Annotated in this window: 17 protein-coding genes and 1 tRNA gene; 12 read left to right on the forward strand and 6 right to left on the reverse strand. The window is 61.1% G+C overall.

Annotated features, from left to right (window positions below; translation table 11 throughout):
• The gene (locus HJO_RS02545) at nt 1–2,595 is read right to left on the reverse strand and encodes an AsmA family protein (protein WP_162173751.1); all 2,595 of its coding nucleotides are present in this window, start codon (nt 2,593–2,595) and stop codon (nt 1–3) included.
• A 165-nt stretch (nt 2,596–2,760) separates the two neighbouring features.
• On the opposite strand from HJO_RS02545, the gene HJO_RS02550 reads away from it, so the two are divergent.
• Nucleotides 2,761–2,837, forward strand: a tRNA-Asp gene (locus tag HJO_RS02550).
• Between the two features lie 529 nt (nt 2,838–3,366).
• On the opposite strand, the gene HJO_RS02555 is transcribed toward HJO_RS02550, so the two are convergent.
• From HJO_RS02555 to HJO_RS02565, 3 genes are all read right to left on the reverse strand, one after another.
• A complete protein-coding gene (locus tag HJO_RS02555) occupies nt 3,367–4,569 on the reverse strand; it encodes a cytochrome P450 (protein ID WP_035613189.1) in 1,203 nt (400 codons plus the stop codon).
• A 41-nt stretch (nt 4,570–4,610) separates the two neighbouring features.
• Nucleotides 4,611–5,420, reverse strand: coding sequence for a 4-pyridoxolactonase (pldA, locus tag HJO_RS02560; protein ID WP_035613192.1), 810 nt, complete (start codon nt 5,418–5,420; stop codon nt 4,611–4,613).
• A 188-nt stretch (nt 5,421–5,608) separates the two neighbouring features.
• Nucleotides 5,609–8,158: a TonB-dependent receptor gene (locus HJO_RS02565; protein WP_035613194.1), complete on the reverse strand. Its 2,550-nt coding sequence runs from the start codon at nt 8,156–8,158 to the stop codon at nt 5,609–5,611.
• Between the two features lie 397 nt (nt 8,159–8,555).
• Here HJO_RS02565 and HJO_RS17490 point away from each other — a divergent pair, with 397 nt between their 5' ends.
• Complete coding sequence (locus HJO_RS17490) at nt 8,556–9,779, forward strand: cytochrome P450 (RefSeq protein WP_084141359.1); 1,224 nt, start codon at nt 8,556–8,558, stop codon at nt 9,777–9,779.
• A 31-nt stretch (nt 9,780–9,810) separates the two neighbouring features.
• Nucleotides 9,811–11,262 carry an aldehyde dehydrogenase gene (locus HJO_RS02575; protein WP_035613198.1) on the forward strand — a complete coding sequence of 484 codons (1,452 nt, stop codon included), beginning with the start codon at nt 9,811–9,813 and terminating at the stop codon, nt 11,260–11,262.
• Between the two features lie 27 nt (nt 11,263–11,289).
• Here the strand turns inward: HJO_RS02575 and HJO_RS02580 are convergent, their stop codons facing one another.
• Together HJO_RS02580 and HJO_RS02585 are read right to left on the reverse strand one after the other, a co-directional pair.
• Complete coding sequence (locus tag HJO_RS02580; RefSeq protein ID WP_035613200.1) at nt 11,290–11,952, reverse strand: SDR family oxidoreductase; 663 nt, start codon at nt 11,950–11,952, stop codon at nt 11,290–11,292.
• Nucleotides 11,949–12,824: an HpcH/HpaI aldolase/citrate lyase family protein gene (locus HJO_RS02585; protein ID WP_035613202.1), complete on the reverse strand. Its 876-nt coding sequence runs from the start codon at nt 12,822–12,824 to the stop codon at nt 11,949–11,951. The genes HJO_RS02580 and HJO_RS02585 overlap by 4 nt, the downstream gene beginning before the upstream one ends.
• 314 nt (nt 12,825–13,138) lie before the next feature.
• Between HJO_RS02585 and HJO_RS02590 the strand changes: the two genes are divergently transcribed.
• The 9 genes from HJO_RS02590 to HJO_RS02630 all read left to right on the forward strand — a co-directional run bounded on the left by HJO_RS02590 (nt 13,139) and on the right by HJO_RS02630 (nt 23,457).
• Nucleotides 13,139–14,365, forward strand: coding sequence for an NAD(P)/FAD-dependent oxidoreductase (locus HJO_RS02590; RefSeq protein WP_199285752.1), 1,227 nt, complete (start codon nt 13,139–13,141; stop codon nt 14,363–14,365).
• Nucleotides 14,366–14,687: 322 nt separating this feature from the next.
• On the forward strand, nt 14,688–16,202 hold the full coding sequence (locus HJO_RS02595; protein WP_241764670.1) for a class I adenylate-forming enzyme family protein: 1,515 nt from the start codon (nt 14,688–14,690) through the stop codon (nt 16,200–16,202).
• A gap of 8 nt (nt 16,203–16,210) precedes the next feature.
• Nucleotides 16,211–17,647 (forward strand): aldehyde dehydrogenase, encoded by a 1,437-nt coding sequence (locus HJO_RS02600; RefSeq protein ID WP_035613205.1) that lies wholly within the window; start codon nt 16,211–16,213, stop codon nt 17,645–17,647.
• Nucleotides 17,647–18,747 carry an SMP-30/gluconolactonase/LRE family protein gene (locus HJO_RS02605; RefSeq protein WP_035613208.1) on the forward strand — a complete coding sequence of 367 codons (1,101 nt, stop codon included), beginning with the start codon at nt 17,647–17,649 and terminating at the stop codon, nt 18,745–18,747. The genes HJO_RS02600 and HJO_RS02605 overlap by 1 nt, the downstream gene beginning before the upstream one ends.
• A 233-nt stretch (nt 18,748–18,980) precedes the next feature.
• Entirely contained in the window at nt 18,981–20,333 is a 1,353-nt protein-coding gene (locus HJO_RS02610) for an amidohydrolase family protein (protein WP_051618026.1), read from the forward strand.
• Between the two features lie 82 nt (nt 20,334–20,415).
• Complete coding sequence (locus HJO_RS02615; RefSeq protein ID WP_035613210.1) at nt 20,416–21,270, forward strand: HTD2 family dehydratase; 855 nt, start codon at nt 20,416–20,418, stop codon at nt 21,268–21,270.
• Complete coding sequence (locus tag HJO_RS02620; protein ID WP_051618028.1) at nt 21,267–22,076, forward strand: SDR family NAD(P)-dependent oxidoreductase; 810 nt, start codon at nt 21,267–21,269, stop codon at nt 22,074–22,076. The genes HJO_RS02615 and HJO_RS02620 overlap by 4 nt, the downstream gene beginning before the upstream one ends.
• A gap of 11 nt (nt 22,077–22,087) precedes the next feature.
• Nucleotides 22,088–22,564: a nuclear transport factor 2 family protein gene (locus HJO_RS02625; RefSeq protein ID WP_035613214.1), complete on the forward strand. Its 477-nt coding sequence runs from the start codon at nt 22,088–22,090 to the stop codon at nt 22,562–22,564.
• Complete coding sequence (locus HJO_RS02630; RefSeq protein ID WP_051618031.1) at nt 22,561–23,457, forward strand: alpha/beta fold hydrolase; 897 nt, start codon at nt 22,561–22,563, stop codon at nt 23,455–23,457. The genes HJO_RS02625 and HJO_RS02630 overlap by 4 nt, the downstream gene beginning before the upstream one ends.
• The last annotated feature ends 1 nt before the right edge of the window (nt 23,458 follow it).

Raw genomic sequence — 23,458 nt, forward strand, 5'->3', positions numbered from 1 at the left:
CTATTCGGGCGTCTCGGCGGGGTCTTCCGGCTTTTTCTTCTTGTTGAACAAGCCACCGATTGCGTCCCGCGCCGCTTTTTCCGCCAGGTCCTCGACGCTTGGCTGTGCCGTTGCAGGCTGCGGTTCGGCCGGCGCGGTGTCGGTTGGCGCAGTGTCAGCCGGTGGGGTGTCGGATGGTGGGGTGGTGGCCGGCGCGGTGCTGGAGGGCGTACCGAGGACATTTCCGAGGATCGCACCGGCATCGCCGCCGAGCTTGTTCGTCAACTGGTCCTTGAGCTTGTTGCCGAGTTCCGCCTTGAGGGCCGCCTGAACGCCTGACAGGTCGGGTGTGACCTTGAGGTTGCTCCAGGAGCCCGACAAGCGGACTGGAACGGGAATGCCGTTCAGTTGCACGACGCTCCCGGTGCCCTGGCCCGACTTGTCGATACTGGTCGCCAAACGCAGGTCCAGGCTCTGGCCGCCGAGGTTTATCTGGCCAGACCCATCCAGGCCCAGGACCGGATTGATCAATTTCATCAGGTTGACCGTCGCGACACCGTCATTGATCGTCATGACCGTATCGAAACTGGTGAAGTCGGTCGACGCGCTGGGCGACAGGACCGAGCCGAAATCCAGGTTCTGCAGGCTGCCGGTTGTCACTGCCTGCTGCAGGGACTGGGCGCTGCGAACCAGCTGGGTCACGTTCAGGCCCTTCAGCGCCCCGTCGGCGAGGTTGGTGGTGACCTTGCCGTCGAGGGCCTTCATGATTTCGTCCAGCGAACCACCAGACGACGCCCCGGTCACCGTGAACCCGCCCGTGCCCGTGAGCTTGTCGAAACCTGCCAGGGTGCCCAGCAGGCTCGACATACCGACCCCGCTGCCATTCATCGTGAAATCGATGGCGGGCTGTGCGCCGCTGGCGTTCACCGCCATGCGGCCGTTCCAGTCGCCCCCGAAGACCTTGAATTTCGGCAGGTCGGCCGTCAGGCGGCCGTCGGCCAGTTTCGTTTGCATGACAGCATCGGTCATCTTCACCTTGCCGATGGTCAGCGCCGGTGTCGTGATGGCCACATCGGCATCGACGGCCTTCAGGCCGGCCAGGTCGAGCGGCTCCTTGCTCCAGCCCGTGCTGGCGGCCTTCGGCTGCTGCGGTGCGCTGGAGTCTCCAAGGAATGGCGACAGGTCGAGGGGACCCATGTCGAGGTCACCCGTGAGCCTTGGCCGCGTGCCTGACAGGTCGATGCCCACCGTGCCCGTTCCGGAGATATCGTCCACGGCCAGTTTCAGGTTCGTCATCGCCAGCTTCTTGAACGTGCCCTTGATCGCGCCGTCGAGGCTGAACGTCTGCAGGGTCTCGCCCGGTGCCATCTCGACGTCGGCCGCTTTCAGGAGCGCCCTCAGTTCGTCGCTGGCAGCCTGGACCTGCCCGGTGACCCGGCCGTCGCCGCCAAGGCCGACATCGCCTTGGTAGGATGCATTCAGCAGGGCGCCGGTATGTTTCACGTCGAGCCCGGAGAGGGCGAGCGCATCGAAAGCGCCCTTCAGCGCCCCCTTGATCTGGACGCGTTCAAGGGCACTGCTGGCCGGCAAGTCGATGCCGATCTGGCGAGCCAGGTCTCCGGCCTGCGGCAGGAGCGCGGTGAATGCGCCCTCCAGCGACGGGGCGTCGCCCAGTGCCAGCGCGCCGGTGTAGGAGGCGTCGATCAATTGTCCCTTCAGCGCCAGCCTGTCGAAGGTGACGTTGAGCGCCGCGAGCGGGCCGCTGAGGGTCGCTTTGACATCCGCGCCGCCCAGAGGGGTGAGGTTGTAGGGCAGGTCGACAGCGGCAAAGGCGGCGAGTTCTGCCACGCTTGGCGCGGAAAGTGTCAGGCCGCCATCCAGATCAGGTGCTTCGCCGAGCGTGACACGGCCATCATAGGTCAGCTTGGCCAGCGGTGAGTCGAGGTCGAACTTGACGGCAGCGGGGGATCCGCCGGTCAGGGCGCCGGGCGAATCGAGCTGGAGGGAGATGTCGAATGTCTGTCCCTGGAACAGGCCGTCAGCGGAGGCCTTGAGTGGCTGGTCGAGGGCCTGGAGCGATGCCTGCAGGTTGAGGTTGGTCAGGTCGTACGCCGCGTTCGTCGCATCGTCACGATAGGACACGCTGGCGTTTTCGAGGCTTGCGATCTCGATTCCCGCGTCAAACCCGCCGCCGGAAGGGGCCGGGGATTCGCTCGCCGATGCCTCGCCTTCGGGAAACTCCCAGTTGGCGCTGCCGTTTGCCAGCCTGTGCAGGTCGACCCTGGCGTCCACGAAGGACAGTTCCTGCACGTCGACCCGGCGTGACAGCAGGGGCAGCCATTTCACGGAACCGCGAAGTTCGCCGGCCTCGATCATGTTCGGCCGGTCAAACCCGTCCGGGTTTGCGACCGTCACTCCGCCCACGCTGGCGGCGATCCGGGGGAACACCGAAATCTTCACGTCGCCGTTCAGGTGCACATCGCGTTGCAGGGCTGCTGTCGCGGCCTTTTCGATCTGGGCCTTGTACACATCCTTGGGAATCAGGAAGGGAACAGCCAGTGCGGCGATGATGAGGACGCCCAGAACGCCCGCTGCAATTAGAAGAACGCGCTTCATTTCAGATCCCTGTGACTGCCTGTTGATGCCGGTATATGTATAATGTGTCTGATGAATGGCCACTGAAAGAGTCGAATACCGGTTTTTGCCTGAAGTTACTCGCTTGACCGGCATTCCCCGCTTGATTACAGAGGCGGCTCGCCGCTTTGCGGCAGGAGAAGATGCGCGGGTGTAGCTCAGTCGGTTAGAGTGCCGGCCTGTCACGCCGGAGGTCGCGGGTTCGAGTCCCGTCACTCGCGCCATTTTCTCTTCGCGGCCCGTGAGTTCGACATTCCGGCTGCGAACCGTTGCCGGGCCTGATCGCTGCAAAGACTTTCCGTCCGGGACACATTGTGGCTGATCACTGAATTCCCTGAGCGAGACTTCGCGCCGGCTTCGCCACGTACGATGCGAAGCGCACTCGAACCCGACCGGCAATTCGGACAAGATGTTCAGAATCTTGCGATCTGCAATGGATTGTGCAGGTGCGGGCTCGTTTGGTGGGCCACTGGAGCGGCCATGAGCATGTCTCTGGGCCGGGCGAGCCGACCTCACTGTTGCGCTCCTGGTGGCGCAGGCGTGCCGGCCTCAGAGCGTTCGGGCGATAGGGTGGACCGTTCGTCCATCCTGCAGAGGAAGCTGCCTGAGTGCGCCCAGGCGGGCCTTGCTGCCTTCGTGCGTGCCGTCACCAGCGACGCCGCAGGCCGCACTGACGGTGCCAATGCGGAGCAATCGAAATAGGGACAAGACGAAAGCGGCCCGGACTCTTCAAAAGCCCGGGCTTTTCGTCTGTTACCATTCCAGCGGTAGATGCGTGACCGAGTTGGTCCGCCCCGACTGAGCCTTCACTTCGCCGTTTGCAGGAATCCCGAATTCCGGAATGCGTTTCAGCCATTCTTCAAGGAGAATCCTGAGCTGTGCCCGCGCGATGTTGGAGCCGAGGCAGCGATGAATGCCGACCCCAAATGTCAGGTGTGCCCCGTCCTTGCGCTCGAAATCCACTTTCAGCGGATCGGCGAACTTGCGATCATCAAGATTGTGGAGCGCGCTGGGCAGGAGGACCATGTCGTCCTTGCGCAACTTGATGCCGCGCCAGTCGCAGTCCTCCTTCACGAGGCGACCCGTGTTGAAGATTCCGTGGCGCCTCAGCAGTTCTTCACAGGCCTCGGGTATCATCGCCGGATTGTCCGCAAGTTGCCGGCAATGCCCCGGATTGCGGGCCAGGAAGTTGAAGAAGAAGCCCATCGAGCCCGTCACTGTGTCGAGACCACCCAGCATCACGTTGATGATGGTCACACGCGCCTCGTCGTCCGTGATCGGCCGTCCACCCACGTCAGCGGACAGGAGGCGGCTGATGAAGTCGTCTACGGGATGTGTTCGCCGCTCGGCGATTCGCGCGTCTGCATAGGCGCTCAGTTCTGCCATCGCCTCGGCAAACCTGTTCATGTCATGCTCGCGCGCGATGATGTCGGCGGGCGGCAGGAGCGATTCAGCGTCCGAGAGGGGCAGGCCCATGAAGAAAAGGAAATTGTAGATCGGCATCCGTGCAGAAATCGCAGCGCGAAACTCGCAGGATCGCTGCGCCTGCACCTCTTCGATCAGCTGGATGCACATGGCACGCGAGGAGTCTTCAAACTCGCGCACACGGCGCGGCGACGTCTCGGGGTTGAGGACTTTACGAAAATTGGTGTGCTCGGGTGGATCAAGCTCACCGGGAATGAACCGCGGCCCCTCGCGCTCCCGGATGAGCGCGACGCCGTGATTCGAGAACCGCTCTCCATCGCGCATGATCTGGTAGATATCGTCAGCGCGGGTGGCGACCCAGTACCCGCCATTCAGCGGTGTGTAGAACATGTCCGGCGCGCTATGCCATTCGTGCCAACCCGCATGGAGATCGCCGTCGATCGGCTGCACCTTGAACAGGTCGAAATCGATGATCAGTTTGTCATCGATTTCGGGAAGCGGCCAGGCTTCCGTATTCATGCTCGTGTCCATTGTCGTCTGCCTCCCTTGGCCATTTTGCGCCATCCGAAATCCTAGCTGTAGTGTGCGGGTGCGGGCTTCCAGTCCCTCCAGGCATCAGGATCGTGTGAGTAAAACAGCTCGGCATCATATTGTTCAGCCAGATCGCGCAAGCGCTGCAGCGACGTGTGTGCGTCACGCACGTCGGTATGCGCATTGGCGATGATGTTCTCTTCGAGACTGCGCTTGGTGTAGCAGGCGTCTCCGGTGAAGAGCATGGGACGACGGCCTGCGAGTTCGACCATCATCGAATAATGGCCCGGCGTATGACCGGGTGTCTCGAACAGGTGAACGCCCCTGGCGATCTCGTTGTCGCCTGTCAGCAGTTCGAAGCGCGGCGTGACGATGTCCTGGACGCGGTCATCGGGTTCCGGTGTGGCGGGCGAGGCATCAGGGGCCGCCGTTCCCAGGGCGGTGCGGTCAGCATAGCCGTGGGCCTCCCAAATTTCGGGCTGCTTGTAGGATTCCAGTTCCTTCTTGTGGCAAAGCGTGCACGCCTGGGTGCACAGATGGTTGCCGCCGACATGGTCTACATGCATGTGCGAGTTGACCACGTGCGTGATGTCGCTGGGCCTGAGGCCGATCCGGGCAAGCTGGCCCGGAACGGTCTGCAGTTCGGTTTGCTGGGCCAGGCCGGGCATGTTCTGGTCGAACCAGTCTTTCGAGTAGCCTGTATCGAAGAGGAAGCGTCCTTCCTTGTGCTCGACAAGAACGCCATAGCAAGGGAAGCGAAACGGGCCGGACGGGCCGCGCCCCCAAAACATCATGTAGCCATCAAGCACCAGTGTGCCGAAGTCGAGCAGGTAGACTTTCGTGTCCGTCATTCCCGTTCTCCAGGTTGCCTGCCGCCGATTTCGAAACGTGGTGTGTTCGAGAGCAGGGAGCTGATTGTCTCCAGACCTTCAGGCGACCTGACCGCCGAGACCCGGGTGTCCGATACGTCGCCGTTCGGAAAATGAGGGGCAGCCGGGCCGGGGGAATATCCTCCACCGTCCCGGCTGCCCCGATCAGATCAGAACGTGTATTTGAAGCCAGCGCCGTAATAGGCCTGTGCGTTGCGATTGGCCCGGACAACCCGCCGGCCCAGTGCGCCGAACGCTTCGAAGGCGTCGGAAACGTAGGTCTGGTCGAGGACGTTCTTGCCGTAGACGAAGACTTCGTAACGCTCGGATTTGTCCTTCAGGCCAAAGGTCAGATCAAGCAGCCCGTAGGCTTTCTGCCGCGCCAGGTCATCCTGGTTGAGGGTGAACTGGACGTCATCCTTCCATGAGTAGTTGACCAATCCGTAGAAGTCGAACGGCAGGCTCTGCGTCGGGATGGTGAAGGATGCGTAGGTGTTGAAGGCCCATTCCGGCGTGTTGGTGGACCGGTAACCTGAGACGTCCTGGGTCTCGGGCGTGCCGTCATTGTTGGTGTCGATGTTACAGTTCGGCGTGAGCGCGTTGTTCACCGACAGCTGGTCGAAGAAGCAGGACTGGAGCAGGTCCTTGATCTCGGAGTCCAGGTACACAACGCTGAGCCCGAACGTCAGATTCTCGTTGACCACCGCGGTGATGTCCGTCTCGGCCCCCATGATGTCGATATTGCCCGCATTGATCGTGGTCGTGTTGACCGTGCCGGGTATCAGTGCCGATGCCTGAAGGTCTGTGACGTCGGTCTGGAAAATGGCGGTGTTGAAGCGCACACGACGGTCGAACAATTCAGACTTCAAACCGATTTCGTAGTTGTCGGCGACGGTTGGCTCAAGGAACGACAGGTCGTCAGTGTAGCTGATGGGGGCAGCCAGGCCGACCTGACCGCGGCTGACCGAGCCATAGACGGACACTGCATCGCTGAGATGGTAGGATGCGCCTGCACGATACGAGACGAATTCCTCGCTTGCCTTCGCCTTGCCGACGACAAGGTCGGATGGAACCAGGTCGTCCGTGTCCAGGATCCGCTTCGTGGAGTCAAAGCGCGATGCGATGTCGGCGAAGGTGAAGACGCTGAAGAAGGTCTGGTTGTTGAGATCCTTCGACACTTCCTCCCGCGTCCAGCGCAGGCCGCCGAACACATCAAGCTGGTCTGTAAGGTGGAAAGTCATGTCACCGAAGATAGCGTAGGTATCGATGCCGTAATTGTTGTCCTGCGTATTTGCACTGAGGACGTATTCATCATTTGGCGTTGCGGTTCCGCCTACATTGGCACCGTTGCCGAAGGCCGGATTGAAGGAGTCAATGATGAGCAACGGCGTCGTGTTGAGCAGGTCTTCCTCATAGTCCTGGTAAAACCCACCGACGATCCATTCAAACGCATCATAGGTACCCTGAAGGCGCAGCTCCTGAATGAAGTAGTCGGATTCCACGCTGCGAGACGGCGCGTAGTTCCCGCCATTCCGTGTGATCGTCTTGCCCGAGGAAATGTTGACGCTCACAATGGGCATGATGAGGTTGTCGCCATCGGCAGGTGTTCCATCGACGTCAGGGCCGTTGTCGTCGGTGAAGTGGCGCAACGCGGTGATCGACTTGAGAGTGATGTTGTCATTGAAGTCGTAGGTCGCGTCGATCGAGCCGCCCCAGGCAATATTCTCATTGGAATCGCCGCGCAGGCTGATGGCGGTCTTCAGGGGATCGTTCAGGATAGCCTGGCCACGCTGCGCGTCGCCGCCGCCGAGCGCGAGGGCGCGTGCCCCGCCTGTCACGTCCAGATCCGTACCACCGGGCCCGATGCCGCGGATGACTTCACCGACCGACCCGATCTGCGGGCTGTAGCCGTGCTCGCGGTTGCTGTAGTCACCGCTGAGGAGGACATTGAAATCTGGTGAGAAGTCGATATCGAGCTTGCCGCTGAAGGCAAATGTCTCGATGCCGCCGAGGTCGCCGCCGCTGAATGCCGGGCCGGAGTTTTCGATGAAACCTTCGCGATCAATGTAGACGCCCGCCAGGCGCCCGGACACATTATCCGCAAGCGGGCCGCTGACGACGCCGCGAATGAGGTATTCTTCGTCAGACGAAATCCCGGCCTCGATTTCACCTTCGAATTCGTCGGTGGGGCGTTTGCGCGTGATATTGATGGCGCCGCCTGTCGAGTTGCGTCCGAAAAGGGTTCCCTGAGGACCGCGAAGGATCTCGACCTGCTGAACGTCAGCCAGGTCCGTCACAAATTCGCCCGCGCGGGCATAGGGGACGCCGTCAACAACCAGCGAGACGCTTGGCTGGACCCCGCCCGTGAACGCATAGGACCCGACGCCACGAATGCTGAAATTGGTCGCGCTGGGTGTAAACCCACCCTGGAAGTTCACAGAAGGTGAAATCGAAGAGAGTGCGGTAACATCGCTGAACTGCTGCAAGTCGAGCAAGTCTTCATCAAGCGTACTGACCGCGATCGGAACGTCCTGTGCGTCCTGTTCGCGCTTTTGGGCCGTGACCACAACCTTGCCGAGTCGAGCTTCGGCGTCAGGCTTTTGCGCGCCTCCATCTTGCTGGGCGTCTTGAGCCGTTTCGGCAACCTGAGCATATGCAGGAATTGCAAGCGCCAGACTTGCAAGCGAGCTGCCAACAAGAAGTGATTTGAAAAAGGACATTCGGTTTTCTCCCCATAGTTTTTGATTACCAGGCGCACTTCATGCATGGCTCAGGTTCATTGGTAGAAGATCGATCGGTGTCTTGGCCAATGCCTAGACGACGCTATTGCGGGAAAATCCTCCCTAGACGGCAAGAGCAGACGATTTGATGAGCAACCACCCTTCCTTCGCTGGTGCAGCAGGCGTTCAATCGTTCACAGTGGCAGGTTCCAAATGCCATGATCACGCACGATTTTCGGCATAGGGCGGGCTTTGCCGTGTTTGTCTATGGGGCATCTTGAGGTTGGTGCATCGGCGAAGCGCGTCCCATTAGAGAAGGAAAGCCATAAGTGTGCATCAACTGGTTGGTGCCCCGACCCGGCAGCCGCGCTAGGTGTAAACTGGTTAGGAGACTTAAATGCCGCTGAATGACTCTACGGTCAGTTTGACCGACAAGGAATTTTACTTCGACGATCCCTTTCCCACCTATCGCGAGATGCGGACGTCGGCCCCGGTATATTGGCACGCGGGCGCCGAGTGCTGGGTCCTCACGCGGTACCAGGATATCGAAGCCGTTTCCAAGAATGCGCAGACCTATTCGGTCGGTTCGGGGTTGTTGTTGAGCGACCTGCTCAAGAAGCACGACTATCTCTCCAGGATGTTTCCCGATGGGGTGGAGACGGTATCGCTCGCCGATCCGCCGCGGCACACCCTGCTGAGGCGGGTCATGAATTGGGCCTTTGCCCGATCGAGGGTCGATTCCTTCGCGCCAACCGTCCGTGACCTGACCGCCCGCTGCCTTGATGCAGTTGCGGCGAAAGGAGAGGCGGAAGTGGTTCACGAAGTGTCCGTACCGGTGACGGCTGGCGTGGTCAGGGCTTTCATCGATTGCGAAGACATGACGATCGACCAGGTGCTCCAGTGGAGCGATGCCGTGTTCCGCATGGGCAGCGACATCTCGCTGGACGAGATGCAGAAAACGGTCGCCAGCATCCAGCCCATGTTCGAATATTTCATCGCCAAGGCCGAGGAGCGCCGTGCGAATCCAAAGGACGATTTCATCGGTCATCTCGTGAGCTACGAACTCGATGGCGCCACGCTGTCCTCGCTGATGGTGGAAACGTACCTGCAGACCGTGATGGTGGCGGGCAACGAGACCACGCGCAATGCGTTCACCGCGACGATCAGGTTGTTTGCCGAGCATCCCGAACAGTATCAGCGCCTGCGAGACAATCCGGACCTCGTGAATAGTGCGGTCGAGGAAATACTGCGCTTTCACAGCCCTGTCCTTGGCTTCGTGCGGACCGCGACCGAGGACACCCAGCTGGGGGAGACCCGCATCGCACGGGGAGAGCATGTCTACATGCTCTATGGCGCTGCCAATCGCGATCCTGATGTGTTCGAAGACCCGGAAACATTTGATATCGCCCGCTTCCTGGATACCCAGAAAACGCATCTCGCATTCGGTCGTGGACCGCACATCTGCATTGGCATGGCAGTTGCGCGCCTTGAACTGCGGACCTTGCTTGAGGAACTGATCGCGCGGTTTTCCGGTTTCGAACTGCTTGGCAAGCCTGAACGCCCGGACACGCTGCTGGGCAATGGCTATACGGCGCTCAACGCAAAATTCCACCTGGGCTGAAGGTGGGCTTCAACACATACAGGGGTGCTTCATGGCAACTGATCTGGTTCAGTACCAACTTTATATAGACGGCGAATTTCGCGACGCGGAGGGCGGGGCAACGTTCCGCTCGACCAGTCCCTACACCGGCGAAGACTGGGCAGAGCTGGCGGAAGCCCAGGCTGTTGACGTCGAGGCGGCGATAGATGCCGCCCGCCGGGCATTTGATGACAGCTGGTGGCGCAGGGATCATCAGCGCCGGGCGCAGGTCATGCGGGACTTCTCCGACCTGTTGGAGGCGAACAAGCAGAGGCTTGGCCTGATCGGCTCTCGCGACAACGGCAAGCTGGTCCGCGAGATGACGGGCATGGCGACGATCCTGCCGCGGTTCTTTCGGTATTTCAGCGAGGTTGCCGACCATATTCATGGACAGGTGATCCGTGGTGCCGATCCGAATGTGTTCGGCTATACCTTGCGTGAGCCCTACGGGGTGGTGGCATTTCAGACGCCCTGGAATTCGCCCCTCGTCATTTTCGCCCAGGGTGGCGCACCGGCGCTCGCCGCCGGCAACACGATTGTCCTGAAGCCCTCGGAATTTGCATCCTGCACCACGATCGAGATGGCCAAGCTGGCGCATGAGGCCGGCTTTCCGCCGGGTGTCCTGAATGTCGTCACCGGCTTCGGCCATGTCGTAGGTGCTGCGCTGTGCAGCAGCAACAAGGTCGACAAGATCGCCTTTACCGGCTCACCCGAAGGCGGCCGCATCGTGGGCGCACAGGCGGCACGGACATTGACACCCACCGTCATGGAGCTTGGAGGAAAATCAGCGAACATCGTCTTTGCCGATGCCAATCTGGACAAGGCGGTTGAAGCCGTCTTTGCGGGCTTTACAGCGAGTTCAGGGCAGAGCTGTGTCTGTGGCTCGCGCGCCCTGATCGAGGCCGGGATCCATGACCAGGTCGTCGAGCGGCTGGCCGATATGGCGAAAGGCTTGAAGCTTGGGGATCCGTCTGATCCGCAAACGCAGGTCGGTCCATTCTGCACGGCCGCCCAGCTGGACAAGGTCGGTGGCCTTGTGACCGTCGCCAAAGGCGAGGGGGCGCGCCTGGTCGCCGGCGGGCAGCGGCCGGCTGGCCTCGATGGCTGGTTTTTCGAGCCGACAATTTTCGCTGATGTTGATGAAAACATGGCGATTGCGCAGGAAGAAGTCTTTGGCCCGGTATTGAGCGTCATCAAATTCGACACCGAAGAAGACGCAATCCGCATCGCCAACAATTCGGTCTACGGTCTCGCCGCCGGACTGTGGACAAGCAACCTCGGCCGGGCACACAGGCTTGCTGCGGAGCTTCGCGCGGGAACCATCTGGATCAACCAGTATCGAAGGGGCGATGCGGCCTTTCCCTTCGGAGGGCGCGGCGACAGCGGGTTCGGTCGGCAGAGTGGTGAAGACGCCATCCTGGAGTTCACGACGGTCAAGAGCGTGCAGGTTGATACAAGCGTGTAGGGGGGCGTTACCGCCGAGGCTGGCGCACTACACCCGGCCAATGACAGGAATGCAGGCACCAGTCACCCCGCTGGCGGAATCGGTGAGAAGGAATGTGATGACAGCGGCGAGTTCGGCAGGTTTGACCCATTTGTGCGCATCTGCATCGCCCATCTCATTTCGGTTCGCTGGCGTATCGATAATGGACGGCAGCACCGCATTGACCCGGATGCCTTGATCCTTGCATTCTTCTGCCAACGCTTCCGTAAGGCGCGCGACGCCGGATTTCGCGGCTGTATAGACGCCCATGCCAGCCGCCGCTTTCGCCGCGGCGGCAGCCCCGATGTTCACGATGGATCCGCCTTCCTTGAGGTGCGTGAGTGCGGCGCGTGACGCATTGGCCGCGCTCAGTACATTCATGCGAAACATCTTTTCCCAGCTCTTTGCGCTGCTGTCAGCGACCGTCTCCCAGGTGAAGCCGCCGGCGACATTCACCAGCCCGTGAATACCCTGGCTGCCTGCAATCGCATCGAGTGCTGCCGTGATGGCGTGTTCATCGGTCAAATCGATCCCGCCATGAAAGGCGATTGAATCGGGGCCGCTTTCAGCGAGGTCGATACCGATCGGCTCCATGCCGGCTGCGTTCAGGGCGTCGATAACTGCGCGTCCGAGGAAGCCTGCTGCTCCGGTAACAACAATACGCTTGCTCATTCAAAATCCTCCACTTGCGATGATCTTCCGGCTCGTCGGAGAATGCCCTGCGCGCGCGAAACCACCGGCGCGTCGATCATTCTTCCATCGAGTTTGGTGATTGCCATACCCTGCGATTGGGCTGTGGCCCATGCGTTCATGATTGCATCTGCTTCAGCAACTTCCGCGTCGCTGGGCCCGAAAGCCGTGTTGACCGGGCCAAGCTGACTTGGGTGAATGCACAAGGCGCCCGTGCAACCCAGCGCGGCTGCCTTGCGTGCTGCCGCCAAGAACCGGTCCGCATCGCGAAAGTCGGCGATGGACAGAGGCAGGGCCAGTGCCGCCTTTTGATAAGCCCGTGCGGCGAGCGCCACCTGTCGCACCGGGAGGTCCAGCAAGTCGGGTGTCGGCGGCGCCCCCATCGTGAGAGAAAAATCCTCGGTACCGAGAGCAAGTGCCGTGACTTCGGGCAGCGTGGCAATTTCAGCCGCCGCCAAGACGCCCCGCGCGCTTTCAATCAGCGCAATCAGGCCGGGCTGGGTTGCTGCTTTGCTTCCGGGGTGCTCCGTGATGGTGTGCGTGACGCGCTGCAGATTTTCCGGCGCGTCGGCCTTGGGCACCATGATCGCGTCGAACCTGCAGGCAAGAACGCTTTCCAGATCGGCGACGAAGGCCCCGTTCTCGGCATTGATCCGCACGATCGCGAACTTGCCCGCCTGGTCGAGGATCTTGCGCGCCTGCGGCAACCCGGCCCGTGCAGCGGGTTTTGCCGCCGCGGTAACCCCATCTTCCAGGTCAATGATAACGGCGTCCGCCCGTGTGTGCGCCGCCTTGGCGATCCGTTCCGGGTTATCGCCCGGAACGAAGAGGAAGGATTTCAGGTTCTGAATCATCGAATGCCTGTCTCACAAAATGGCGCCGCGCTGGAATGACCAAGTCGAACGGTCTCAGGCCGATCAAGACTTAGTCGCTCGCACAGTGCGTCGTGCCTGTCCAGTCTCCTGAATACGGGGATTTCGGTACTCGAAGGATGGCCCGATCGAGTCTATCGCAGCACCACATCCCGTAGGCATTGCCGCTGTCAAACACCTGAATGCGTAGGCCCTTCCATGAGCATTTTCCTGCCCGCCAATGATATCCGTTTCGACTCGACGGTCCCACCGGACGATGAACTTTTGACCGTTCGCATGGGCGGCAGGCAAGCGTGATGGATATGGTGGATGTTGTCATTGTCGGCACCGGCCATGGCGGGGCGCAGGCGGCGATCGCGTTGCGGCAAAGACAGTATGAAGGGTCCATCCTGATGATTGGCAGTGAGGCCGTACCGCCATACGAGCGCCCGCCATTGTCCAAGGAATATCTCGCACGGGAGAAGCCGTTCGACCGTATTCTTCTGCGGCCGGAGGCGTTCTGGGGTGACAAGCAGATCGACATGATGCTTGGCGAAGAAGTCGTTGCGGTCGATCCAGTGGCGCACGCGGTCACGCTCGGATCCGGAAAGCGTGTGGAATATGGCAAGATGATCTGGTCGGCGGGTGGCCAGCCGCGCCGCCTGGCCTGTTCAGGCGCGGACCTCAAAGGCGTTCACGCGGTGCGCACCAAGGCTGATGTCGATGCGCTGATGGCGCAGATCGATGCTGGCGCGAAGCGGGCGGTTGTAATTGGCGGCGGCTATATCGGACTCGAGGCGGCAGCCGTGCTGCGCAAGCTCGATTGCGAGGTTGTCCTGCTTGAGGCCCTGCCGCGAGTCCTTGCGCGGGTTGCAGGGGAGCAGCTTTCGATATTTTTCCATGAGTTGCATCGCGGACATGGAGTGGACCTGCGCCTTGAGGCGAAGGTCGATTGCTTCACCGGCGACGGAGAGAACGTCACCGGTGTGAATATGGACGATGGCAGTGTCATACCTTGCGACATGGTGATTGTCGGTATTGGCATTGTCCCCGAAGTGCAGCCCCTCGCCGAAGCGGGTACATATTGCCCCAATGGTGTGAAAGTCGATAATCGCTGCCGCACATCGTTGCCTGACATATACGCGATCGGGGATTGCGCGGCCCACGCCAACCCATTTGCAGACGGGGCGATCATCCGGCTCGAGTCCGTGCAGAATGCCAATGATATGGCCGGGATCGTGGCGCGCGACATTACTGGAGATCCGGTGCAATATTCAGCGACGCCGTGGTTCTGGTCCAACCAGTACGATGTGAAGCTGCAGACTGTGGGTCTCTCGGCAGGCCACGATACGGCCATCCTGCGGGGTGATCCGCAGGCGGGTGGCTTTTCGATCATCTATCTCAAAGACGGCCACGTCATCGCGCTCGACTGCGTCAACGCGGTCAGGGATTATGCTCAGGGGCGCAAGCTGGTCGAGACGCGGGCTGCGCCGCCACCGGGCGATCTGGCGAATACAGGCATGCCTCTGAAGGCACTTTCCTGACGTGCCTGGCGGAGCCTCCATTCCGTTACCCGGCACCGTTTGCTTCATGTGCGGGACAGGGTGACGGTCAGGGATGCGCAAGTGGTGCCGTCGAACGGGTGTCATTGAGGGTGATTGCCCATCAATCCGCACGATGGTGTCAGTGCCCAGGGGCGCCCGAAATGGTATCGGTCGATAGCGCTGATTGGTCAGGCCCCGTGATTTGTGAAGATGATATGGGCCCTGGCGAATGCATGGATTGGGTCAGCTGGCTCGCACCTTTAGCCACTATCGGCTGATGCGTCGTGATTTCTGACTCCAGCCGGCAGGAAGGGGAGGGATGATGAAGTCGGAAATTTTGCTCCCCCATGAGGGGCTCCCTCAGCGCATCGGTCAGTCTGTGGCGTCCGGTGGGCGCCTGGCGCTTTCGGCGAGGGGCGAAGAGCTGACTTGGGACGACCTCGCGTCCAGGGTCAGGACCATTGAGGAAGACCTCACGCGGGCCCGGGTCATGCCAGGGGCGACGGTGACAGTCCTTGGCCGAAATACCATCTCCTGCGCCGTGGCGGTTCTTGCATTGATCTGCAGCGGCCGGTGCGCGCAAATTGTGAATCCGCATGTTTCCGTCGAAGGAGCGCTGGCGTCTGCACGCGCGCTCCAGCCGCAAGCGATGCTGTTTGAGGAAAATGACCCTGTCGCTGGGGCGGCGTTGCGGACCGACCCTGTGCTTGTCTTGAAACGTGACGGGAGGCTGAGCTGGAAAGGAGATGTGGCGACCAGTGGTGCAGAATGCGAACCGCGTGATGGAATCATCGTCTCGACCAGCGGCACGACGGGAGAACCAAAGCCGTTCCATCTGACGCTTTCGATCCTCTCACGCGCGATCTCCGAAATCGAACTGATCAATGCGGGATTCGGCGACCGACGACTCTCCGGTGGTTCCTGGCCGCCGCTCATCCAGTATTCACCATTGGCGCATATTGGCGGCGCGCTGACCCTGCTGCGCGCTGCGGCGCAGGGCAGGGCGACCGTCATACTGGGCAAGTTCCATGCGGAAGCCTGGGCCCGGACTGTCGAAGAGTTCGGGTTGGTAACGACCGGCCTGCCTCCGAGCATGCTGCGAATGGTCCTGGCGGCGAAGATCCGCCCTGAGCGGATGAAGACACTGGTCAGCGTCTGGTCGGGAACTGCGCCGCTGCGCAAGGAAGATCGCCAGGCATTTTCGGACGCATACGATATTCCCGTTCTGGGAAATTATGGTGCAACAGAGTTCTGCGGCGCGATTGCAGCCTGGTCGCTGGACGATTTCCGGACCTATTTTGCGAGCAGGCCGGACGCGGTCGGACGCATCAATCCGGGGATCGCGCAGGCGCGTGTCCGCTCGCCCGAAGGTGAGCTTCTCACCGGCGAAGGGGCAGTCGGCATTCTCGAATTCCGGGTGCCCCGGGTTGGCGAGCGATGGATACCGACGAGCGACCTGGGCTGTGTCGACAAGGAGGGGTTCCTGACCCTGCACGGTCGCAAGGATGACGCGATCATTCGCGGGGGATTCAAGCTGTCGCCGACGAAAATTGCCGAGGTGTTGCGACAGCACCCCCTGATCCATGATGCCGCCGTTGTCGGTATCGCCGATGAGCGGCTCGGGCAGGTGCCCGTTGCCGCTGTCGAACTGGAGCGAGGCGCCGCCATTGACGCCTCCGAAATCCAGGATTTCGTACGGGCCAGCCTGCCTGCCTATTTCGTGCCCGTTCAGGTCATCGCCGTAGACTCACTGCCGCGCAATTCAGCGATGAAGCTGGATCGCCGCGCGATCAGCGGGTTGTTCACACATGCGGGCACACCCCGCGTCGCCCAGTAGAGGCCGGGATGGTTGACTTCGACAGGAACTTCATTGGCGGCGAGCGCGTCGTTCCGTGCACCAGTGACGTGCTTGAGGTGCGGTTCTCCTACGACAACGCACTCGTGGGGACGGTGCCGCTTTCAGGGCGCGCCGATGTCGATATGGCTGTGGCGGCTGCGCGGCGAGCCTTCGATGAAGGGCCATGGCCGCGCACAACACCAGGGGAACGCCAGGCCGTGCTGGCAAAGTTCTCGCACCTCCACGCCGCGCGCTGCGAGGAGTTCGCGACGTTCATATGCGGAGAGAACGCGTCTCCACTCTGGTTTGCCTTGGCGGTCCAGCAGGGCATTGCACAGCAGAATGCTGCCTATCTCGAGGCAGCAAAGGCGTATCCATGGGACGTGCGGAGACCGTCCTTTGGCGGCCAGACGGACACTGTCTGGCGGCGTGAAGCCGTTGGAGTCGTCGCAGCCATCATTCCCTGGAATGCGCCGCACCAGTCTGCTCTTGTAAAACTCTTCCCGGCCCTGCTCGCGGGGTGCCCGGTTATCTTGAAGCTCGCACCCGAAACGGCGTTGGATGGGCAATTCCTGGGTGAGATGTTTGCCGCGGCTGGCCTGCCCGAAGGTGTACTCAGCATCCTCGTCGCCGATCGCACGGTCAGCGAGTATCTCGTGACACATCCTGATGTCGACAAGGTCGCTTTCACCGGATCGACCGCTGCCGGAAAGCGAATTGCATCGGCAGCCGGCGCGCAATTGAAGCGCATCAGCCTGGAGCTGGGCGGGAAGTCGGCGAACATCATCCTGCCGGATGCAGACTTCAGCATGGTGGCCGGCACCATCCGATACTCCGGGCTGATCAATGCCGGGCAATCCTGCGTTGCGCAAACGCGTATCCTCGTCCCGCGGTCGAACCACGACTCATTTGTCGATGCGCTCGTCGCGGATGTCGCGCGCCTGAAAATTGGCGATCCCCGAGATATCGAAACCTTCATTGGGCCGCTTGTCTCCGAGCGCCAGCGCGCGCGCGTTTCCAGTTACATTGATGCGGGCATTGCCGAAGGTGCCACGCTTGCTGCGGGTGGGCCGGGCAAGCCGGAAGGTGGCGAGCACGGTGCATTCGTGCGCCCGACCGTTTTCTCCAATGTCGATAATAAGATGAAGATTGCTCAAGAGGAAATCTTCGGGCCGGTCCTGTCGGTCATTCCGTATGACGGTGTCGAGCAAGCTGTCGCGATTGCCAATGACAGCCCTTTCGGACTCGCGGGCGGTATCTGGTCCGGTGATCTGCAGGGCGCGCTGGATGTCGCGAGCAGGCTGCGCGCTGGTACGCTGTCGATCAATGGCGCGGCTCCTGACTTCGCCGCGCCTTTCGGGGGCCGAAAGCAGAGCGGGGTCGGGCGGGAATTCGGCGCGCAGGGCATAGACGCGTATGTCGAGCACAAGGTAGTTACAGTCTGATGGCAAGAGGCGATTCACTTTTCAATGGCCTCTCCTGGCTGCTGGTCCTGACCGGTGCGGCTTGTTCCGCCCAGGTTACGCCTGCCGATTCCGGCGGGGAGGAGCCCCTTGCCAAGGTTTGCGGCATTCCTGTGCCGGAAGATCTTGTGTCTGTTCCAGGATCAGACTGGATCGTGACCAGCAGCATGCCGCACGACGGCTCTGCGGGTGGTCTGTTCCTGGTCAACGCAAAGACCCACACAGTCGAACCGGTTCTGATCGCACAGGACAGTGCGCCTTCCGCCCTTGGCGACGAAGAGGCGGTGACAGAGTGCCGTCCGCCGGATCCGGCGAACCTGGTGACTCATGGGATATCGATCGTCGCCGGCGAGGACGGCATTCACAGGCTTTATGTCGTCGGCCACGGTGCACGAGAGGCGATCGAGCTTTTCGACATCAGCATGCGCTCGAAACGACCGGTGGTTTCCTGGAAAGGGTGTGTTGCCCTGCCGGACGGGATCGAAGCAAATTCGGTTGCGGGACTGCCAGATGGCGGCTTCTTGTTCACGTCTCTCTACGATAAGGGCGATGGTGACTGGTCCAGCCGGATCAGCAAGCTGGCTTCTGCGGCTGCGGCCGGGGGCGTTTATGAGTGGCAGGCGGGTGGCGCCATTGCGCACCGCGCGACGCCGGCCATTTCCGGCCCGAACGGGATCGCCGTGTCGCCTGATGGTGAGGTGGTGTTCCTTGCAGGGTGGGGTGACCGGACCCTCAGGCGGGTCGACCGCCAGGGGCGGGAAACCGTGCCGCATGCCACACTCGATTTCCTGCCGGACAATCTGCATTGGGCACCCGACGGTTCCTTGCTGGCCGCTGGTCAAAGAACCGAGGTTTCAGACCTGTTCGCCTGCATGTCGAAAATGGATGCGCCGGCCTATTGCGTACGGTCCTATTCGGTCGCGCGTATCGACCCCGACACGCTGACGATCATCGAGACCTGGGACCGGGACGTGACGACGGGATTCGGGGACAGCACGTCGGCAATCATTGTCGATGGACGCCTTTGGATCGGCTCCATCAATGGCGAGTGTCTCGCCCATGTGGATGAAAGAAGCGAATGACCGCTCCAGGTGAAACAGGTGAGTGGCGGCGGGACCATCGTGACCGCACTGGGCGAGCTGGCCGGCCTATGGCCGCCTGGTTGCGGGAGGGGCAGAACGGGGCGGAAATAACTGATTAAGCATCAGCTATTGGCTTGCATAATAACTGACGAATTGTTAGTTGTTGGAGTCATCGGAACTCAATGGCGTGCCTTTGCACAGCCGCGGAAAAGCAGGACGGGTAGGAGATTCTCATGAATATGGAAGACATGGTGATCGCAAGTGTGGACGACCACGTGATCGAACCACCGACAATGTTCGACCAACATCTGTCCAAGGAATTCCGCAATCTCGCGCCACAGTATGTGACCGACGAGCTCGGCAATGCATCCTGGTACTGGGCGCACGAAGACAAGCGGACTTTTGCCATCGGGCTCAACGCTGTCGTCGGCCGTCCCAAGGAAGAATACGGGATGGAGCCGATGAACATCGACCAGATGCGGAAAGGCGTCTGGGATCGCGATGCCCACATCGAAGACATGGATGCGATGGGGCAGATGACGGCCCTGATGTTCCCGACCTTTGCCGGATTCGATGGCAGCTGGTTCTGGGATGCGAAGGACAAGGAAAACTGCAAGCGCGTGATGAGTGCGTACAATGATTGGCACATCGATGAATGGTGTGGCCCCTACAAGGGCCGCTACTTCCGTGGCGCCGTGCTTCCCCTCTGGGACATGGACGCAACTATCAAGGAGGCCAAGCGGGTTGCGAAGAAGGGTGTCGAGACGTTCTTTTTTCCGGCCAATCCGGCAGCGCGCAATCGCCTGCCTTCGGTCCATGACGAGTATTTCGAGCCGCTTTGGAAGCTGTGTGATGATGAAGGCATTCCGCTGAGCTGTCATATCGGCACTGGTATGGCACCGGAGGCCAATTCTGACCTGTCACCGATTTCCGCCTGGATCACAGCCATGCCCATGGCAATCGCGACGGACGCTGCCGACCTTCTTCACCTCAATGCATTGCAGCGCTATCCGAACCTGAAATTCGCGCTGTCCGAGGGTGGCATTGGCTGGGTGCCCTACCTGCTTGAGCGCGCTGACTTCACGCACAAGCACCATGGTCCCTGGGTGCGTATGGATTTTGGCGGCAAGCTGCCTTCGGAGATTTTCCGTGAGCACTTCCTGACCTGCTTCATTGACGACCATTTTGGGTGCCAGAATTATGAGGCAGTCGGTGAGGACATCATTTCCTACGAATGCGATTACCCGCACTCCGACTGTACCTGGCCGTATGTTCCCGAAGACCTCTGGGACAACGTGAAGGACATGCCTGACGCGGTTATCAACAAGGTAACCCACCAGAACGCGTACCGGTTTTATAACATGGACCCGGTTGCCGAGTTGGGGCATGAGAACTGTACTGTCGGCGCCCTGCGGGCCAAGGCGGCGCACGTCGACACAGGCGTAAAGTCACTGGGCGGCAAGGACGCGCGCGAGCATGGCGAAGACGGCAAGGCGATCACATCCGGGCAGGTCGCGAAGACCTTCGTTCCCAGAACGGCGGGTGAAGTGTCGGAAAGCCGCCGCAAGCGGAAGGGGCTTGTGTAAGGCTGCTGCCGGTCATGGGAGTTCAGGTGCACGCCGTCGAAGTGCCGGGGTGTGTCGCCGTCGATATCGGGCAATGGTGTAAATGAGCGAACAGTACGACCTGACCCCGTTTATTGGCCGCGAGCAGAGTGCGCATGATATTGTCGATCCGGAGCGCCTGATACGGCTTGCTGCCTTGCTTGACCGCTCGTGGACGCCTTCCGACGCCATTCCGCCGCTCGGGCATTTTCTCCTGTTTCGCCCCGATGAGCGCCAGTCGAATATCGGGCCAGACGGGCATCCGGTCCGCGGCCCAGACGATTTGTTGCCGGACATTCCGTTGCCGCGTCGCATGTGGGCGGGCAGTCGCATCCGATTCGAGCGGGCACTTGAGCCGGGTATGCCGGTTTTCCGAAAGTCGCGTCTGGAGAAGGCCGTCGCCAAGCGCGGGAAAGGCGGCGATCTCGTCTTCTGCACTGTCGCACATGAGATCCGGGCCGGCGAAGGCGGTCCGCTGCTGATCGCGGAAGAGCAGGACATTGTATATCGCGGGGCACATACGGGCGCGGAGCCCGCAAAACGGCCATCGATCGATCCAGATTTCACGGCGCAAGAGGTGCACTCACGCGTGGTGGGACCGGTTGAACTGTTCCGTTACAGCGCGCTGACGTTCAACGCGCACCGCATTCACTATGACCGGGACTATGCACGGGATGAAGAAGGCTATCCGGCGCTTGTCGTGCATGGCCCGTTTCTCGCAACACTCCTCTTCGATCACCTTCAGAACGTGACCCGCGGCAGGCGTATTTCTGCGTTCGCCTTTCGCGCGACCAGCCCGAGCTTCGACGGCGAAGAACTGGTCTTCGGAGCGACAGTGCAGGGTGATGAGGCAAAGCTCTCGGTTACCAATCCGTCCGGCCTGGCGCTGACCGGCACAGCCAGGTTGGCAGACGGATGAATCGGGCAGGTCAGCGTGTCGAACCCGGCAGCATCGCCGTCGTGACGGGGGCGAGTCAGGGGCTGGGCGAGGCGATCGGGCGGCGCCTGGCGCAAGATGGATGGCACGTGGTGCTGGCCGCCAGGAGAAAGGACAAGCTGGATCGCATCGTGTCTGAACTGGCGGCCGCAGACGGATCGGCAGAGTCGGTCGTGATGGATGTGAGTGATCCGGAGCAGGTCGCCGCCGTCATCCGCGACGTGGGTGAACGGCATGGCAGGATCGACGGCCTGGTGAACAATGCGGGGCACTTTTCCGGTCGCGGAATTCTTGACACCAAGCTGGAAGAGTTCCGGCGCAATCTGGTCATGAACCTTGAGGCGCCGTTTCTGACAATGCAGGCCGTGCTGCCATTCATGATCGAACGTGGCAGGGGGGCAATCGTCAATATCGGGTCGGTTTCGGGCATGCGGGCTTCCGAAAACACCGGTGGGTATGGGGCGTCCAAGGCCGGGCTGTCCCATCTCGGCGCGATCGTCGCGATGGAGATGGGAAAATACAATATCCGCGTGAACACTGTTACGCCCGGCAGCACCTGGTCTCCGACATTCGCAAAGTCCGTCGAAGGAAAGACAGAAGAAGAGATCGAAGCAATGCAGAAGGCCGGTACCATACTGGGCCGGTTCGGCCAGCCTGCCGAGATCGCAGACGCCGTTGCGTTCCTCCTGTCAGATGAAGGGCAATTCATTACTGGCACCAATCTTCCGGTAGATGGCGGGGCCTATTGGTTCCGCGGTGGCAACCGCCTGATCGGCATGCGTGACTGAGGAGCGTATTGATGAGCACTGCTGCTGACGACGAACTGGCGATCCGTTCGCTTGCTGCGGCCTATGCGGATGCTGTCAACCGGCGCGACGCGGAAGGAATGGCTGCAGTGCTTGCCCCCGATGGCATCATCGAAAAGCCGGGGCATGGCGACCCTGTGCAGGGACAAAGCAAGATACTCAAGCGCTACCTCCGCCTGCAGCGGGAACGCAGTTTCCTGTGTCAGATGATCCATAGTGGCGTGGTCCATCTTGACGGTGACAAGGCGACGGCGCGGTGGTGGTTTTCCGAGACCAAGCAAGTGGCAGAGAGTGGCACCTGGATGACGATGATCGGCGTCTATCAGGACGAAGTGGCGCGCTTGCCAGAAGGATGGCGGTTTGCGCGCAGGATCCAGACGACAATCATGGAGCGCGCGTTGCCTGCCGAACAGGTTACACGGCACGCTTTGCCGGACTTCCTGACCATTCCAGGGCTTCCCGCGCTTTGACCCAGGAACCGAGCTGGTATTTGCAGGCGATGGCCGACACGCCGGAAAGCGGCTGGATCGTCGTCGACGGGGCGCGGATCGAATGGGCGGCGTGGGGCGAGCGTGGCAAGCCAGGCCTCCTGCTGCTGATCGGCAATGGTGCCCATATGGGGTGGTGGCGGCCACTCGCGTCCATGCTGGCGCGGGACTATCGCGTCGCGACGTTCAACTGGTCAGGAATGGGGACGTCCGACTGGCGTGATGCTTATCCGATACCGACATTCCTGGACGAGGCGCTCGGCGTCGCGACAGATGCAGGCTTGTTCGATGCTGAACAGCGCCCCTTCCTGGGGGCGCATTCCTTCGGTGGATTCCTGGGGCTGCAGCTCCTGATCGATCACGGCGACCGGTTCGCTGGCGGTATCCTGATCGACAGCCGCATGCGGTTGAAAGCCAAATGGGGCAACCAAGCCACGCCGGCGCCGCGGTTCCGCGTCCACCCCAAAAAGGACGACACCATCGCGCGGTTCCGTTTGATTCCCCAGCAGCCGGTCGAGAATGATTTTTTCATCCGCATGCTCGCCGAAGGGGCGGTGGTCGAAACCGAAGATGGCTGGCGGTTTCGCCAGGACTTCGACTTTCGGCGCAAGACGCAATTGGAGCCGGACATGCTGCCGCTGATCCCGCATGCAAGATGTCCGCTCGCGTTCGTGCGGGGTGAACTGACGCAAAGCGTGACCGATGAGATATGGCAGGCGAAGAAGGCGGTTGCGCCTGCCGGAACTCCATTTGTGGAGATTCCGCACGCCCATCATCATGTGATGGTCGACCAGCCGATCGCGCTGGTTTCGGTCATGCGCGTGCTTCTCAACGCCTTCCAGGTACCGAGGGTTCAGCAAGCCGGACCGATCTAGG

The organism is Hyphomonas johnsonii MHS-2 (assembly GCF_000685275.1).
GTDB classification, from domain to species: Bacteria; Pseudomonadota; Alphaproteobacteria; order Caulobacterales; family Hyphomonadaceae; genus Hyphomonas; species Hyphomonas johnsonii.

Coding starts and splice junctions, on each gene's coding strand:
- HJO_RS02545 (WP_162173751.1), bottom strand. CDS start 2,595: ATGAAGCGCGTTCTTCTAATTGCAGCGGGCGTTCTGGGCGTCCTCATC.
- HJO_RS02555 (WP_035613189.1), bottom strand. CDS start 4,569: ATGGACACGAGCATGAATACGGAAGCCTGGCCGCTTCCCGAAATCGAT.
- pldA (WP_035613192.1), bottom strand. CDS start 5,420: ATGACGGACACGAAAGTCTACCTGCTCGACTTCGGCACACTGGTGCTT.
- HJO_RS02565 (WP_035613194.1), bottom strand. CDS start 8,158: ATGTCCTTTTTCAAATCACTTCTTGTTGGCAGCTCGCTTGCAAGTCTG.
- HJO_RS17490 (WP_084141359.1), top strand. CDS start 8,556: ATGCCGCTGAATGACTCTACGGTCAGTTTGACCGACAAGGAATTTTAC.
- HJO_RS02575 (WP_035613198.1), top strand. CDS start 9,811: ATGGCAACTGATCTGGTTCAGTACCAACTTTATATAGACGGCGAATTT.
- HJO_RS02580 (WP_035613200.1), bottom strand. CDS start 11,952: ATGAGCAAGCGTATTGTTGTTACCGGAGCAGCAGGCTTCCTCGGACGC.
- HJO_RS02585 (WP_035613202.1), bottom strand. CDS start 12,824: ATGATTCAGAACCTGAAATCCTTCCTCTTCGTTCCGGGCGATAACCCG.
- HJO_RS02590 (WP_199285752.1), top strand. CDS start 13,139: ATGGATATGGTGGATGTTGTCATTGTCGGCACCGGCCATGGCGGGGCG.
- HJO_RS02595 (WP_241764670.1), top strand. CDS start 14,688: ATGAAGTCGGAAATTTTGCTCCCCCATGAGGGGCTCCCTCAGCGCATC.
- HJO_RS02600 (WP_035613205.1), top strand. CDS start 16,211: ATGGTTGACTTCGACAGGAACTTCATTGGCGGCGAGCGCGTCGTTCCG.
- HJO_RS02605 (WP_035613208.1), top strand. CDS start 17,647: ATGGCAAGAGGCGATTCACTTTTCAATGGCCTCTCCTGGCTGCTGGTC.
- HJO_RS02610 (WP_051618026.1), top strand. CDS start 18,981: ATGAATATGGAAGACATGGTGATCGCAAGTGTGGACGACCACGTGATC.
- HJO_RS02615 (WP_035613210.1), top strand. CDS start 20,416: ATGAGCGAACAGTACGACCTGACCCCGTTTATTGGCCGCGAGCAGAGT.
- HJO_RS02620 (WP_051618028.1), top strand. CDS start 21,267: ATGAATCGGGCAGGTCAGCGTGTCGAACCCGGCAGCATCGCCGTCGTG.
- HJO_RS02625 (WP_035613214.1), top strand. CDS start 22,088: ATGAGCACTGCTGCTGACGACGAACTGGCGATCCGTTCGCTTGCTGCG.